A 14,760-nucleotide genomic window follows, 5' to 3' on the forward strand; every position below is an offset into this window, starting at 1 on the left:
CTGTGGAGCATGGCGCAGAAGGTGGTCTCGATGGAACCAAAGCTGCTGGCGGTGTTCTCTAGTGGTGTGCCGATGAAGGTAACGGCGTTGTGCCGGGAACTAGGGATTTCACGTCAGACCCTCTACGAGTATCGGCGGCGGTTCGAGGCGGAAGGCCCCACCGGGCTGGTGGAGCGCTCTCGGCGTCCACACTCCTCTCCACAGCGGATTCCTGCTGAGACTGAGGACGCAATCATTCGGCTGCGCAAGGAACTTCGCGTCGACTGCGGCGCTCAGGCCATTGCCTACCATCTAGCGCGCCGCGGTGAGATCGTTCCATCGGTTGCCACCATTCATCGTGTCTTGGTGCGCCGCGGAATGGTGACACCGCAACCACGCAAACGCCCCCATGCTGCGTGGCGACGTTTCGAATGGCCCCGGCCCAACGACGCGTCGCAGATCGACGCCACGACCTGGGCGCTGGCCGATGGGCAAACGGTATGGATCATGGACATCCTCGACGATCACTCCCGCGCCCTAGTCGCAGCCCGCGTCGATACCGGCCCAACAGCCAAAGTCACCTGGGAGGCCTTCACCAGCGCCGTGCAGGAATGGGGCCTGCCCGCCCATGTCATGAACGACAATGGCAGCTGCTTCACCGGCCGCCTGGCACGAAACGGGGCAGCTGATTTCGAACGCATGCTGCGTTCAGCAGGAATCAAGCAGATCTGCTCGCGACCTAGCCATCCGCAAACATGCGGGAAACTCGAACGCTCCCACCAGACCACCAAGACCTGGCTGCGCCTGCAGCCACCGGCGCGATCACTAGAAGAACTACAACACCAACTCGACCGGTGGCGTGCGCACTATAACCACGCCCGACCACAAAGCCCTCCACGGTCAAACTCCCGCCGAACGCTGGCAATCAAGCCCACCGGCCACTCCTGGTCTAGTCATCGCAGGACCAGTACGTGCCAGCGTGCACCGCGTCCACAAAGCCGGCCACATCGGCTGGAGCGACTACGCCGTCGGCATCGATAGTCGCCTAGCCGGTCAACACGTTCTCGTCGTTGCCCGTGACTTCAACCTGGCCATCTATGGCCAACAAGGCCTCCTACGCCGGCTAACCATCGACACCACCCGCCGCTACCAACCCACCGGCATCCCACCCGGCCGACGACGCTAACGTCAGCGATGTCCTGACGAAAACTGTCAGCGATGTCGCGCGACATCACAGATCACCCTGGCAACGCGGCAGCAACGAAAACACCAACGGACTGCTGCGTGACTACTTCCCCAAGGGCGTCTCCCTCATCAACCATCCACCGGAGCACCTGATGGCAGTTGAGGACGAACTCAACAACCGTCCCCGGATGGTCCTCCAAGACCGTTGCCCCGCTGATCTATTCGCTGCCCTGCTAGCCTCCAGTGGTCCGTCAGTGTTGCGACGTTGACTAGAACTCACCTTGCCGCGCACTGGTCAGTATTCAGCTGCCGTCGACAGCGGCATGCAGCTCATCTCGACCACGCGCAGATCGTGCATCCAGCAATCATCGACCACCCCAAGGATTGCGCGTCAGCCGCGTGCGCCCCTCGACCCGCAGTGGGTGACTGAAACCAAGCGTCACTCGGGCTCACAGCTTGTCACAGGCGGGCGCTGTAGGATGCAGTCATCCCGGCGGGGCGACGACACGAGGTGCGCGCATGGCGAGGATGGATGAAGCTGTCAGTTCGGGTGTCGGGGATCTCGAACGTGAGATATGTGAATTGCTACGCGGCCAACCGCCCGCCGAAGCGGTCATCGATCGCGTTGCGCTGGAACGCCATCGTGGTGTCGCGGTCGTCACGCTGAGCCATCCGCTGGCGCAGAACGCGCTGAACCTCGCGAGCTGGCATCGCCTGAAGTTGCTGATCGACAACCTCGCTGACGAATCCCAACTCCGGGTGGTCGTGCTGCGCGGTGCCGGCGACAAGGCGTTCGCGGCGGGTGCCGACATCAAGGAGTTTCCGAACACTCGGATGTGCGCCGCGGACGCCACCAACTACAACGAGAGCGTGGCAGCCTGCCTGAGGGCGCTGGCCGCAGTTCCAGTTCCGGTCATCGCTGCGGTCCGTGGGCTTGCGGTAGGCGGTGGCTGCGAGCTGATCACGGCCTGCGATGTCTGCATTGCAACCGACGATTCGCGCTTCGGTATCCCGCTGGGCAAGCTTGGGGTGATCCTTGGCTTCACAGAGGCGGACGCTGTTGCACGCCTCATCGGTCGGGCGGCCCTGAAGTATCTGTTGTTCAGCGGAGAGCTGATCGGCGTGGCAGATGCTGCGCGCTGGGGATTGGTACAAAGGGTTGTCGCGCCAAACGAATTGGCGGATGCGACAGCTCAACTTGTCGGCCAGATCTGCCGGCAATCGGCGGTGACGATGCGTGCGACGAAGGTGGTCGCCAACATGCATGGCCGAGCGCTGACCGGTGCTGACACCGATGCCCTGATCCGATTGAGCGTCGAGGCCTACGAGGGGGCGGATCTAAGAGAAGGGGTGGCGGCCTTCAGTCAGCGACGCCCGCCCAGATTCGATGGATTCGAGCTCCAGCCTTAGCATGACCGCCTGCGCCAATCACAACGTTCGCAAATCGAATCGACTTGTGCTACAACACAACCCACATCGGGGTCACGCTGATCCGACGACAGCCAGGACCGTCTCGAAGTGACCGATGCTGGGCGCGAAATCCCAACCCAACTGGGTGAGGCCGAGATCGCGACACTCGACCTGACCGAAGTCGCCAAGCTGATTCACACCCGGCAACTCAAGTCAGAGGAAGTCACCGATTCGACCCTGCGGCGCATTGAGAATCTCGACCCGCACCTGAAGAGCTACGCGTTCGTCATGGCGGACTCCGCGATGTCGGCGGCCCGCGCCGCCGACATCGACATCGCTCGTGGTCACTACAAGGGAGTTCTGCATGGTGTGCCGATCGGTGTGAAAGATCTTTGCTACACACTCGACGCCCCAACCGCGGCGGGTACGACTGTCTTTGGTGGCTTCCGGCCGCGGTACGACGCCACGGTTGTCGCGAGGCTGCGTGCTGCCGGCGCGGTGATCATCGGAAAGTTGGCCATGACGGAAGGCGCGTACATCGGCTACCACCCGAGTCTGCCGACACCAGTCAACCCTTGGGATCCAGGAACGTGGGCAGGTGTGTCCTCGAGTGGTTGCGGCGTGGCCACCGCGGCGGGATTGTGCTTCGGCTCGATCGGATCGGACACCGGGGGATCGATCCGCTTTCCGACGAGCATGTGCGGTGTTACCGGAATCAAACCGACATGGGGGCGGGTCAGTCGGCACGGCATCGTTGAACTTGCCGGTAGTTTCGACCACGTCGGACCGATCGCACGGACGGCTCGAGATGCGGGAGCCTTGCTCGCGGTCATCGCAGGACCCGACGTCAGTGACCCCACCTCATCGCTGGAGCCGGTCCCGGACTATTCGGCCGACCTGCCGTTGACTCAGACTTTCCGGGTCGGCGTGGACTGGCCGCAGATGACTTCGTTCGACGACGAAACCACATCCATGATGGTCGACGTCATCAGGACGCTCGAAGGTATCGGGTGGCCTGTGATCGAGATCAAGCTGCCCGCACTTGGTCCGATTGTGGAAGCATTCGCAACGATGCGCGCGGTTGAGACGGCGATCGCACATGCCAACACCTATCCATCGCGCGCCGACGAGTACGGGCCGACGTTGGCCAGGCTCATCGATGTCGGGCGAAGGCTGAGCGCGGTTGAGTACCAGGCGCTGGTGCAGCAACGAGTCGAATTCACGGGGTTGCTGCGTCGGGCGTTCCAGACCGTGGATATCGTGCTGATGCCGAGCAGTGGACTCGCTTCGCCAACTCTGGAAACCATGCGGGGCCTAGGAGATAACGCGGGGCTGGCCGCCAGATTAGCGGCCCCGACCGCCCCATTCAACATGAGCGGCAACCCTGCTATATGCCTGCCCGCAGGGGCCACGCCACGAGGAACCCCAATTGGTGTCCAGTTCATCGGCCAAGCGTTCGCCGAGCGGCTGCTCATCCAAGCCGGTCACGCATTCCAGAACATCACCGGGTTCCATCTCCGTCGCCCACCGCTGCGCGTCGGCGACGCATAGGAGGTCCAACGTCGGCTACCGCATCCACTGGGTGTAGAAGCGGCTGAAGGTGCCGTCGGTGAGGGCGTGGGCGAGCCATTGGTTTACCCGCTCGGTCAGCTGGCTTCCCTTGGGCAGCAGGTAGGCCTTGTGGTCGGTGGTAAATGGCTCATCCGGGTGCACGGCAACCAGTCCAGGGTTCCGTTTGGCTTGGTAGACCGCCTCGATGGCATCGGTGATCATGACGTCGGCCCTGCCCTCGAGGAGTTGGTCGAACACGGTTGTGTTGTCTGGCCAGATGATGAGGGTGGCGTTGGGGAAGTTCTGCCTTGCGAACTGTTCGTTGGTCCCTGCGGCGTTCTCGATCACGCGCACATCGTGCCGATTGATCTGCTCGATCGATTGAAACCGATCAGCATTGGCAGCGGTGGCCAACGGCGTCTTGCCGGTCCTCAGATAGGGCTGCGTGAAGTCGGCCAGCTGCTCGCGCGCCGGTGTCTTTGAGATCCCTCCGACGGCGAGGTCACATTTGCCCGGCGCTGCCATGTCTGTCATCAGCGACCGCCACGTGGTCGCCACGAATGTTGCGGTACGTCCCAGCTGCGCCGCGAGATCGTTGGCCATGTCGATGTCAATGCCGGTGTACTGTCCGGTCGCTGGGTCGCGATAGGACAGCGGCCTGTAGTCGCCGGTGGTACAGACCCGCAGCGTTGTTGGCGCGGCATCGGCCTCGGAAGTTGAGGTATGGCCAGCGACGGGCGCCTCGCCGTCGCAACTCGCGCACAGTGCAGCGACACACGTAATGACACTCACTGTCAGAGTTGAGAAGAACCGATGGTCAAGCCGGAAACGCACTAGTGCAGCATGACATGGACCTCCGGCTACCATCTGGAGTAGGGTGCAGGATTGGTCGTTCAGGCAGTCTCGACTGCTCACTGGCAATATCAATTGCATTTGGTGGTAGGTGTTTTCGGCCCACCGCTGATGTCTGCGCACCGGTCTAGTACGGTAGTGGATGCGTTGATCGCTTGGTAGGTGACAACCTATTAGTTGTTGTGACACAGGCGATTACGACGGCAATGCCGGCAGCTATTCCGGTGTGGCCATGCAGCGCGGTCGGTCGAGCGTCGCGGGCGCCGAGCCTGCGGCGCTGCCTGCTGAAGGGGTAGAGGAATTGGGCGGTCTGTGATGGTGGTGTCCGTTTGGGCGGCTTGGCCGCCGGAGGTGCATTCGGCGTTGCTCAGCGCCGGTACGGGATCGGGTCCATTGTTGTCGGCGGCCGCGGAGTGGAAGTCCTTGGGCGATAAGCATGCGACGGCGGTATCCGAACTGGGCGCGGTGCTGGATTCGGTGCAGGCTGGGGTGTGGGAGGGGTACGGCGCGGAAAGTTTCGCGGCCGCCTGCGCGACTTATCTGGCGTGGCTGAGTAAAACGAGCGTTGACTACATGAGGGCGGCGGCGCTGCTTGAGACCATCGCGGCGGCGTATGTCAGCGCGTTGGCGACGACGCCGACAATGGTGGAACTGGCTGAAAACCAGGAGATTCGTGCGGTATTGGCGGCGACGAACTTCTTCGGGATGAACGCCAGCTTGATCGCGCTCAATGAGGCCCAATATGCGGCGATGTGGGAGCGGGCTGCTACCGCAATGAATGTCTATGAGGCGACATGCGCTGCGGCGGTGGCCGCGGCACCGCCCCCGGTGATGGTGAAACCCGGCATTGGCCAAGCCAACGCCGAACCCCGTCAGGTTATGCGCCAGCCGTCATCGCCGGATTCGTCGCCGCCGTCGTCGCCGTCGCCGCGGCCGGGTGGGCGTGCGGGCAACGGATCGATGTTGGACTGGGACGATCAGCAGTATGGTTGGGAACTGGGATACGACGTGGTGCACGATTCGGATGGCGAAGACCCGTTCTGGGTCTGGAATGGTCCGGAGGAGTTGGAGCCCGCCGAGCCGCCGTTTCCACTGAATTCGGTGGCTCCAGCGCGACCTTACGTTCCGGCGATACCGCCCCCGCCCCTTCCGCTTCCGGTTGGGGGAGGCGGGGGTGGGGGCAATGTGCGCCTTGGGCTTGATAATGCCGTTCTGGTGGATAGTCCGACCGAACAACACGGTGAGCCGGCCGAGGGGCCGGTGCACAGTGAGGGCCGCGGTGCGGGCGCGTTCGGCTTTGCCGGGACTGTGGGCAAGGCGGGCGGCACTCTGGCTGCCGGGTTGGCCCCGCTGGCCGGTGGTGCACCCGGCTGTGGCCCGTCGGCGCCGCTGTTGCCGACGACCTGGGGGCCGGGGCGCGGTTTGGTGTGCTGAGTGGTGGGCAAGTGTGGCCTACCGCAGCGGTGCCACCGTAGACGTGCGCCGGTCACGTCCCGTGGCGGGTCCGGCCGGTGTCCCGTGAGAACTCCTCGCCCGTCCGCGGGTTGACCGCGGTTTCACCGGCTGGCAAGTTGGACAGGTCTTCGGCGATCACCGTCCGCATGTCGCCCGAGTCGGGCAGCGCCAGGCAGGGAGTCGTTGCTCCCGCTGGCTCCAATAGCAGATCGGCGCCCTGGCGCGGAAGCGTCTGACCGCGAAAGAAGCCCGGCGATGTTGCCCACCAGGCGAACATCACGACCACGCCGAGCACCATCGAGCCGATGCCGACCACGGCCACGGCGCCGAACCCGAAGATCGTGACGTTGTTGTGGTTGTGGTCGACGAGCCAGTCCACCTTGGCGTATTGGATGAGGCCAAAGACGAAGACGACTGTCAGCATCACCCCGCCCAACAGTGGCAGCACGCCGCGCATCACGAAATCACGTAGCGATCTGGTGAGGGTCTTGCGGTAGTACCGGAAGCACGCGTAGCCGGTGAGCGCGTAGTACAGCGCGATCACCAATCCGACTGAGCCGATCACCGCACTCAGCAGGTTCCTGCTGATCAGCGTGAACAGCACGTAGAACAGCATCGATGCCCCGCCCATCGCGATCGTCGACACGGTCGGTGTGAGATACCGGGGGTGGATCTCGGCAAACGAGTCGGGCAGCGCCTTGTACACCGCCATCGACAGCGTCGTCCGCGCGGTGGGCAGGATCGTTGTCTGCGTGGAGGCCGACGCCGACGTCAGGATCGACGCCGACAGCAACAGGAGCCCGATCTTGCCGATGAAGCCGTGCCCGAACAGGGCCGGTCCGATGGCGGCGAGGACGTCCTCGGAATTGTTCGGGTTGCCCAGGCCGATGCCCTCGACGCCGATGCCGGCGAACGCGATGCTCGACACCGTCACCAGGGCGTAGGTGGCCAGCAGGAGGAAGGTCGAGATCACGGCGGCGCGCCCGGGCGTACGGCCAGGGTCGTCGGTCTCCTCGTTGCAGGCCACCGCGGTGTCAAAGCCCCAGTAGATGAAGATCGCGATGAGTATCGCCGGTGCGACATCTGTGCCGAAGTCCAGACCCCCGGGCCACAGCCAGGACAGCGACGGATGTAGCGAGCCCGGCTCGGCGTGGTTGGTGTACACCTTGACCAGCGCGACGGCCGAGAGGGCGATCAGCACAACGAGTTCGACGGACAGCAGCACGTACTGCAGCCGGGCCGACACGTCGGTGCCGCGGTAGCAGATGTAGGTCATCACCGCGATCCAGCTCACGCCCGCCAGCGTGGACCAAAATGTGCTATGAGCCAGGTGGGCCGCCGAATGCCAGCCGAGGTCGCCGACGAACGTGAACGAGTAGGTGCCGGCGATCTGCGCGAGATTGGCCATCACGATCACGTCGGCGGCGATGATGCCCCAACCCCCGAGCCATCCGGCGATCGGCCCGAACGTGCGCGACACCCACGTGAATGTTGTCCCGCAATCGGGTTCGGCCTTGTTCAGCTCCTGGTAGGCGACGGCGATCATGTACATCGGGATGAATGAGAGCAGCACGATCGCGGGCGCCTTGACGCCGCAGAGCAGGTCGCCGCGGCGCGCCACGATGAGTCCCAACGTCGCCGCCAGGCTGTAGGCGGGCGCTGTGGAGGCCGTGCCCAGGACGATGCTGGAGACCAGGCCCAACGCGCCACCTTTGAGGCCCTTGCCCTCCACCGGGAGGGTCGTGGCTTCGCCTGCCGTCATTCAGCTTCCTCGGATCGGGTTGATTCCCGCGTGCATGGGCATTCAACTCCGGGTGGGCAATTCCTGTAGGCCCCATGGTGACCCGTAGGCGCTGAGTAGTTCGAGGAAAGGCACCGCGTCGAACGCTTCCGGGCCGCACACGCCTGAGCCACTCCAGGTCCGGTTGGCTAACAGTTCTAGTGCCACAACGGGATTGATCGCCGTCTGCCACACCACGCACTGATGTCCGTACTCTGCCATAGACCATTCGTTGTCGACGATGTGATACAGATACGTCGACCGCGGGTTGCCGTCCTTGCCGGTTCCGGTCACCCACAGACCCGCGCATGTCTTTCCGCGCATCTTCGGTCCCAGGGTGGCCGGATCGGGCAGGCATGCTGCGACCACGTCACGCGGGCTGACTTGCGCACCGCCGACAGTGACCTTCTCGGTGCGATCCAGACCCAGCTTGTGTAACGTGCGGAGGATTTCGATGAATTCGGCGCCGAGACCGTATTTGAAGGTGGCCCGCTTGGCTTTGATCCATCGGGGCATCAGCAGCACTTCTTCGTGCTCCACGTTGACGCATTCAACCGGCCCGATGCCGCCCGGGAACTCGAAAACCTCTGGCTCGCTAAAGGGTTCGGTGACGAACCAACCGCGGTCGTGCTCCCAGATCACCGGCGGATTAAGACACTCCTCGATGGTCGTCCAGATAGAAAACGACGGCGCGAAGTCGTATCCGTCCACGGTGAGGTTGGCGCCGTCGCGAGTCCCGAGTTCGTCGATGTCGGCGAACAGGTGATCGGCAGCATATCGGGCAAACACGTCGGAAAGCCCTGGCTCGACCCCCATGCCGAGCAGCGCAAGCTGACCAGCCGTCCGCCATTGTTCGTCGGCGGCGAACTGCCGGTCACCGAGCTTCACCCCGGTCTGGTGATAGGGCTGTTCGGGATGGCGTTGGGACAGGCTCATTGCCATGTCCAGGTAGTCGGCCCTGGCTGCCAGCGCTCCGTCAAAGATCGACATCACGAATCGCGGGTCGACCGCGTTCACAACATGGGTGATCTGGTGACGCCGGACCGCGGCGGCCACCGCGTCCGCAGATGCGGCGTCGATGCGATCCGAGCTAAACCGGCTATCGACCACCGATTCGGCGACTCGGTTTGCTTTTGCCCCAGCGTAATCGCACACCACCACGTGCTCGAAGAAGTTGCGCCGCCGGGCGATCGAACAGAACGCGGAGCCCACACCCCCGGCGCCTATCAATAGGATTCGCATGGGTGTTGTCGTCATTGCGGCATCGTGGTGGATGACGACCTGCACGGCACGCTCACGTTCTTCACGGCTGAAACTCGACCTTTCCGGTTGGCCCGGGCACGCCGGGGGCATGACCTTCCTCGGACGCTGTCATCACGTCCGGTGAGCGAACACCGTTCGGTGCCATGGCTTTCTGGCCACAGCGGTGATGTCGCTCATTACGTGTTTAATGGTGAGGTACTCCTCGAACGAGTAGTCGGACATGTCCTTGCCGAACCCGGACGCGCCGACACCGCCGTGCGGCATCTCGCTGATGATCGGGATGTGATCGTTGATCCAGACACAGCCGGCCGAGATCTCGCGCGACGCCCGCTGCGCTCGGTAGACGTCGCGGGTCCAGGCCGAGGCGGCCAGGCCATAGTCGGTGTCGTTGGCCTGGCGCAGCGCGTCGTCGTCGCCGGTGTGCGGACGCACCGTGAGTACCGGGCCAAAGATCTCGTCGCGGTAGGCCTGTGAGCGTTCATCGACGTCGGCGAGCAGCGTAGGCGGGTAGAAGGCTCCGGCCGAATCCGGCACCTTGCCACCGATCACGAGGCGGGCTCCCTCGCCGGGCGCTCTGGCCACGATGCCGGCGACCTTGTCACGATGTGCGAGCGAGACCAGCGGCCCCAAATCGGTTGCGGGGTCGGTGGGGTCGCCGAGGGCGACCGTCGACATCACCTCGGCCACCCCGGAGACGAAGTCGTCGTAGAGCTCGCGGGCGACGATAGCTCGGGTGGCTGCGGTGCAGTCCTGCCCCGAGTTGATCAACGCGCCAGCCACCGCTCCATGTACCGCAGCGTCCAGATCGGCGTCGTCGAACACCACGAACGGGGCCTTACCGCCGAGTTCTAGCTGGGTGCGGTGGCCGTGCGTGGCGGCGGCCGCCATCACTTTGCGGCCCACCGCGGTGGAGCCGGTGAACGTGACCAGGTCCACGCCCGGGTGAGCGGCCAGCGCATGCCCTACCTCGGCGCCCAATCCGGTGACCACATTGAGAACGCCGTCGGGCAAACCCGCTTCGGTGGCTAGCCGGGCTAGCGTCAGTGTGGTCAGCGGGGTGAGTTCGCTCGGTTTGATGACGACGCTGCAGCCGGCGGCCAATGCCGGCAACACCTTCCACACCGCCATTTGCAACGGATAGTTCCATGGCGTGATGGTGGCCACCACGCCGATCGCCTCGCGTCGGATGCTCGATGTGTGGTCGGCGGAGTATTCCGCGGTGGCCTGTCCTGGCAGACGCCGTGCGGCGCCGGCGAAGAACCTGATGTTGTCGACGCTGCCGGGCACGTCGAACTCCTGGGCCAACCGCACCGGCTTGCCGGTCTGACTCACTTCCTCGGTGACCAACTCGGACGCGTGCTGCTCGGTCAGGTCCGCAAGCCTGGCCAGCACGGTGGAGCGTTCGGCCGGGGTTGCGCCGGCCCACTGCGGCAGCGCGGAACGCGCCGCGGCGACCGCTCGGTCGACATCGGCCGGTGTGGCCGACGCCACCTCGGCCACCACCTCCTGGTTCGCGGGATTGACCACCGCGTGTTGGTGCCCGACCGTGACTTGGGCGGCGCCGTTGATCCAACTTCCGGTGACCGACACAGTTGCTGTCATGGGGCGAACAATAGCCGTGTGCTACGTATTCCGCACGTGCTAGCGCCAAACTGGTGCGAATTCAGCACTTTGTTTGCGATTTCGCGACGGATTCCGTGCATACTGTTCGTTATGACCACTTCGGGCGTTCCTGTCGGGATTGAACCGGTACCGCTGCGCCCGACCGGCCAGTCGAGCCAGGGCGGGCCGGTTCAGCTCGACGACCTTTCCAAGGCGATCATCGAGAAGCTGCAGGAAGACGGCCGGCGTCCGTACTCGGCGATCGCCAAGGAGGTCGGACTGTCGGAGGCCGCGGTCCGCCAACGTGTGCAGCGGCTCATGGACGCTTCAGTGATGCAGATCGTGGCGGTCACCGACCCGATGCAACTCGGGTTCGCCCGCCAGGCGATGATCGGCATCCGCGCCACCGGCGATACGTCCAAGCTCGCCGAGCAGCTAGCAGCGATCCCCGCGATTGACTATGTTGTGCTGACAGCGGGCTCGTTCGACGTGATCGCCGAGCTGGTCTGCAAAGACGACAACGACCTGCTGGAACTGCTGAACGTCCAAATCAGAGGGCTGCCCGGCGTTCTCTCGACTGAGACGCTTGTCTATCTTAAACTCGTTAAACAGCAATATAATTGGGGTGTTCGATGACGGAACTGTCCGCCAAGGCCAACCGCTATCTGTGGGGGCATTTCGCCCGCCACGGTGCCGGCATCATGCCGCCGGTCATCACGCGTGGCGAAGGAGTCACGATCTGGGACGACCGGGGCCGGAGCTATCTCGACGGGCTGTCGGGGCTGTTCGTCGTGCAGGTCGGTCATGGCCGCTCCGAGCTCGCGGAGGCCGCCGCTCGGCAGGCGGAGACGCTCGGTTTCTTCCCGCTGTGGTCGTATGCAACCCCGACCGCGATCGAACTGGCCGAGCGCCTCGCACACTATGCGCCCGGAGATCTCAATCGAGTCTTCTTCACCACCGGGGGCGGCGAGGCCGTCGAGTCGGCCTGGAAGCTGGCCAAACAGTACTTCAAACGGATCGGTAAACCCGGGAAGTACAAGGCGATTTCGCGGTTCACCGCCTATCACGGTACCCCGCACGGCGCGCTGGCGATCACCGGCTTGCCATTGTTCAAGGCGCCGTTCGAGCCGATTACTCCGGGCGGCGTGCGGGTCCCCAACACGAACTTCTACCGCGCGCCCGCGCCGTATGGGGCCGATCTGAAGGAGTTCGGAATGTGGGCGGCCAACCGGATCGCCGAGGCGATCGAGTTCGAGGGTCCCGACACGGTTGCGGCGGTCTTCCTGGAGCCGGTGCAAAATGCGGGCGGCTGCTTTCCGCCGCCGCCCGGCTATTTCGAACGGGTGCGGGAGATCTGCGACCACTACGACGTGCTGCTCGTCTCCGACGAGGTGATCTGCGCGTTCGGCCGCATTGGATCGATGTTCGCGTGCAACGACTTTGGCTACGTGCCCGACATCATCACCTGCGCCAAGGGCATGACATCGGGCTATTCGCCGATCGGCGCCATGATCGCCACGGATAGGCTGTTCGAGCCGTTCAACGATGGTAAGACGACGTTTCCGCACGGCTACACTTTCGGCGGGCATCCGGTGTCCGCCGCGGTGGGGCTGGCCAATCTCGAGATCTTTGAGCGAGAAGGTCTCAACGATCACGTCAAACACACCGCGCCGGCCTTCCGCGTCACGCTGGAGAAGCTGCTTGACCTGCCGATCGTCGGTGATGTCCGCGGCGAGGGATTCTTTTACGGCGTCGAGTTGGTCAAGGACAAGGCGTCCAAGGAGACCTTCAGCAGCGAGGAAAGCGAGCGGCTGCTGCGCGGCTTCCTGTCGTCGGCGCTGCTGGACGCCGGGCTGTATTGCCGCGCCGACGATCGAGGCGATCCGGTGGTGCAGCTGGCGCCACCGCTGATCAGCGGTCAGCGGGAGTTCGACCAGATCGAGCAGATTCTGCGCCAGGTACTCACGGACGCCTGGCGCCAGCTGTAGGCCCGCCCGGCCCGGGGTGGCGCCGCTTCGAGGCGTCCTAAACTGGCCTGTGTGCTCATTGGTTCGCATGTCAGCCCAACCGACCCGCTGGCCGCAGCCCAGGCCGAGGGTGCCGATGTAGTCCAGATCTTCCTTGGCAATCCACAGAGCTGGAAGGCGCCCAAACCCCGCGACGACGCCGCTGCGCTCAAGGCCGCAGCCTTGCCCATTTACGTGCATGCGCCCTACCTGATCAACGTCGCCTCGGCGAACAATCGGGTACGCATCCCGTCGCGCAAGATCCTGGCGCAGACCTGTGACGCGGCGGCCGATATCGGCGCCGCCGCGGTGATCGTGCACGGTGGGCACGTCGCCGACGACACCGACCTCGACGAGGGAATTCGGCGCTGGCACAAGGCGCTCGCCCAGCTGGAAACCGAGGTTCCGGTCTACCTGGAAAACACGGCGGGTGGCGACCACGCCATGGCGCGCCGGTTCGACACCATCGCCCGGCTCTGGGACGTCATTGGCGACACCGGCATCGGCTTTTGCCTGGACACGTGTCACACCTGGGCGGCTGGTGAAGCGCTGGTCGATGCCGTGGATCGGATCAAAGCAATCACCGGCCGCATCGACCTGGTTCACTGCAACGATTCCAAGGACGAAGCGGGTTCGGGCCGTGACCGCCACGCCAACCTGGGCAGCGGCCAGATCGATCCCGAGCTGCTGGTGGCGGCGGTCAAGGCCGCCAATGCGCCGGTTATCTGCGAAACCGCCGACGAGGGACGCAAGGATGACATCGCATTTCTGCGGGAACGAACAACCGGCTGACTGCAAAGCCGGTGGCGCCTACGGTTGACCCATGTTCCATCGAGTCGTCGTTACGCTTCTCGGAGTTGTGCTTGCGCTCGCGGGCTGCTCGGGGAGAACGGCCCCGCCGGCCGGCTTCGGCAACGGGGATAGCGTGCACACCCTCAGCGTCGGCGGACTCGACCGCTCCTACCGCCTCCACAAGCCGGTCGGATTGCCCGCCTCGGCACCGCTGGTCGTCATGCTGCACGGCGGGTTCGGCAGCGCCAAACAGGCCGAAAGATCTTATGAATGGGATGAATTGGCCGATTCCGAGAAGTTCGCTGTCGCCTACCCCGACGGACTCCACCGGGCTTGGAACACCAATGGCGGCGGCTGTTGCGGCCGTCCCGCACGCGAAGGCGTCGACGACATCGGCTTCATTCGCGCGGTCGTCGCCGACATCGCAGCGAATGTCAGCATCAACCCCGCCAGGGTCTTTGCCACGGGCATGAGCAACGGCGCCATCATGTCCTACACGCTGGCCTGCAACACCAGCATGTTCGCGGCGATCGGCCCGGTTGCCGGTACCCAACTGGACCCCTGTCCGTCCCCGCATCCGGTGTCGGTCATGCACATTCATGGCACTGCGGATCCGTTGGTCCGTTATCAGGGCGGACCTGGAACCGGATTTGCTCGCATTGACGGTCCAGCGGTTCCGGACCTCAATGCGTTCTGGCGCGATGTCAACCGGTGTGACCCCCCGGGCACCACCACCGACGGTCCGCTCACCACATCGACCGCCCACTGCACCGACCGTCGCAGTGTCGTGCTCCTGACCGTCGATGACGCCGGCCACCGATGGCCGTCCTTCGCTGCCCAAATGCTGTGGCAATTCTTCGCGGCCCATTCCGGGTGACGGCAAAC

At 64.2% G+C, this 14,760-nt stretch carries 12 protein-coding genes and 1 pseudogene; 9 read left to right on the plus strand and 4 right to left on the minus strand.

Going from position 1 to position 14,760, the window contains the following annotated elements:
* The first annotated feature begins 30 nt into the window (after positions 1-30).
* The 4 genes and pseudogenes from AADZ55_RS04180 (at position 31) to AADZ55_RS04195 (ending at position 4,125) form a co-directional block, all read left to right on the plus strand.
* Positions 31-1,020 (plus strand): IS481 family transposase, encoded by a 990-nt coding sequence (locus tag AADZ55_RS04180; RefSeq protein ID WP_165759314.1) that lies wholly within the window; start codon positions 31-33, stop codon positions 1,018-1,020.
* Positions 1,021-1,217: 197 nt separating this feature from the next.
* Positions 1,218-1,433: pseudogene (locus tag AADZ55_RS04185) on the plus strand (transposase); the annotation flags it as partial.
* Positions 1,434-1,692: 259 nt separating this feature from the next.
* On the plus strand, positions 1,693-2,574 hold the full coding sequence (locus AADZ55_RS04190) for an enoyl-CoA hydratase/isomerase family protein (protein WP_341286300.1): 882 nt from the start codon (positions 1,693-1,695) through the stop codon (positions 2,572-2,574).
* Positions 2,575-2,682: 108 nt separating this feature from the next.
* The gene (locus AADZ55_RS04195; RefSeq protein WP_085323002.1) at positions 2,683-4,125 is read left to right on the plus strand and encodes an amidase; all 1,443 of its coding nucleotides are present in this window, start codon (positions 2,683-2,685) and stop codon (positions 4,123-4,125) included.
* Between the two features lie 15 nt (positions 4,126-4,140).
* Here AADZ55_RS04195 and AADZ55_RS04200 read toward each other — a convergent pair whose 3' ends face one another.
* Positions 4,141-4,917 carry a transporter substrate-binding domain-containing protein gene (locus AADZ55_RS04200; protein ID WP_165759315.1) on the minus strand — a complete coding sequence of 259 codons (777 nt, stop codon included), beginning with the start codon at positions 4,915-4,917 and terminating at the stop codon, positions 4,141-4,143.
* 375 nt (positions 4,918-5,292) lie between these two features.
* Here AADZ55_RS04200 and AADZ55_RS04205 point away from each other — a divergent pair, with 375 nt between their 5' ends.
* A complete protein-coding gene (locus AADZ55_RS04205; protein ID WP_119184856.1) occupies positions 5,293-6,411 on the plus strand; it encodes a PPE family protein in 1,119 nt (372 codons plus the stop codon).
* 52 nt (positions 6,412-6,463) lie between these two features.
* Here the strand turns inward: AADZ55_RS04205 and AADZ55_RS04210 are convergent, their stop codons facing one another.
* The 3 genes from AADZ55_RS04210 to AADZ55_RS04220 all read right to left on the minus strand — a co-directional run bounded on the left by AADZ55_RS04210 (position 6,464) and on the right by AADZ55_RS04220 (position 11,077).
* Positions 6,464-8,194, minus strand: coding sequence for an APC family permease (locus AADZ55_RS04210; protein ID WP_085323005.1), 1,731 nt, complete (start codon positions 8,192-8,194; stop codon positions 6,464-6,466).
* Positions 8,195-8,236: 42 nt separating this feature from the next.
* Positions 8,237-9,454: a saccharopine dehydrogenase family protein gene (locus tag AADZ55_RS04215; RefSeq protein ID WP_085323413.1), complete on the minus strand. Its 1,218-nt coding sequence runs from the start codon at positions 9,452-9,454 to the stop codon at positions 8,237-8,239.
* A 132-nt stretch (positions 9,455-9,586) separates the two neighbouring features.
* Positions 9,587-11,077, minus strand: coding sequence for a gamma-aminobutyraldehyde dehydrogenase (locus tag AADZ55_RS04220; RefSeq protein WP_085323006.1), 1,491 nt, complete (start codon positions 11,075-11,077; stop codon positions 9,587-9,589).
* A gap of 111 nt (positions 11,078-11,188) precedes the next feature.
* Here AADZ55_RS04220 and AADZ55_RS04225 point away from each other — a divergent pair, with 111 nt between their 5' ends.
* Genes AADZ55_RS04225 through AADZ55_RS04240 form a run of 4 tightly spaced genes read left to right on the plus strand, consistent with a single transcriptional unit; the run spans position 11,189 to position 14,752 of the window.
* Positions 11,189-11,713: an Lrp/AsnC family transcriptional regulator gene (locus AADZ55_RS04225; RefSeq protein ID WP_085323007.1), complete on the plus strand. Its 525-nt coding sequence runs from the start codon at positions 11,189-11,191 to the stop codon at positions 11,711-11,713.
* Positions 11,710-13,065 carry an aspartate aminotransferase family protein gene (locus AADZ55_RS04230; protein ID WP_085323008.1) on the plus strand — a complete coding sequence of 452 codons (1,356 nt, stop codon included), beginning with the start codon at positions 11,710-11,712 and terminating at the stop codon, positions 13,063-13,065. The genes AADZ55_RS04225 and AADZ55_RS04230 overlap by 4 nt, the downstream gene beginning before the upstream one ends.
* 51 nt (positions 13,066-13,116) lie before the next feature.
* Complete coding sequence (locus tag AADZ55_RS04235; protein WP_085323009.1) at positions 13,117-13,875, plus strand: deoxyribonuclease IV; 759 nt, start codon at positions 13,117-13,119, stop codon at positions 13,873-13,875.
* 31 nt (positions 13,876-13,906) lie between these two features.
* Positions 13,907-14,752: an alpha/beta hydrolase family esterase gene (locus AADZ55_RS04240; protein WP_085323010.1), complete on the plus strand. Its 846-nt coding sequence runs from the start codon at positions 13,907-13,909 to the stop codon at positions 14,750-14,752.
* Positions 14,753-14,760 lie beyond the last annotated feature (8 nt).

It is taken from the genome of Mycobacterium decipiens (genome assembly GCF_963853665.1).
GTDB classification, from domain to species: domain Bacteria; phylum Actinomycetota; class Actinomycetes; order Mycobacteriales; family Mycobacteriaceae; genus Mycobacterium; species Mycobacterium decipiens.

Excerpts from the sequence above, each read along its gene's own strand:
- AADZ55_RS04180 (WP_165759314.1), top strand. The coding sequence starts at position 31 with ATGGAACCAAAGCTGCTGGCGGTGTTCTCTAGTGGTGTGCCGATGAAG.
- AADZ55_RS04190 (WP_341286300.1), top strand. The coding sequence starts at position 1,693 with ATGGATGAAGCTGTCAGTTCGGGTGTCGGGGATCTCGAACGTGAGATA.
- AADZ55_RS04205 (WP_119184856.1), top strand. The coding sequence starts at position 5,293 with ATGGTGGTGTCCGTTTGGGCGGCTTGGCCGCCGGAGGTGCATTCGGCG.
- AADZ55_RS04210 (WP_085323005.1), bottom strand. The coding sequence starts at position 8,194 with ATGACGGCAGGCGAAGCCACGACCCTCCCGGTGGAGGGCAAGGGCCTC.
- AADZ55_RS04215 (WP_085323413.1), bottom strand. The coding sequence starts at position 9,454 with ATGCGAATCCTATTGATAGGCGCCGGGGGTGTGGGCTCCGCGTTCTGT.
- AADZ55_RS04220 (WP_085323006.1), bottom strand. The coding sequence starts at position 11,077 with ATGACAGCAACTGTGTCGGTCACCGGAAGTTGGATCAACGGCGCCGCC.
- AADZ55_RS04225 (WP_085323007.1), top strand. The coding sequence starts at position 11,189 with ATGACCACTTCGGGCGTTCCTGTCGGGATTGAACCGGTACCGCTGCGC.
- AADZ55_RS04230 (WP_085323008.1), top strand. The coding sequence starts at position 11,710 with ATGACGGAACTGTCCGCCAAGGCCAACCGCTATCTGTGGGGGCATTTC.
- AADZ55_RS04240 (WP_085323010.1), top strand. The coding sequence starts at position 13,907 with ATGTTCCATCGAGTCGTCGTTACGCTTCTCGGAGTTGTGCTTGCGCTC.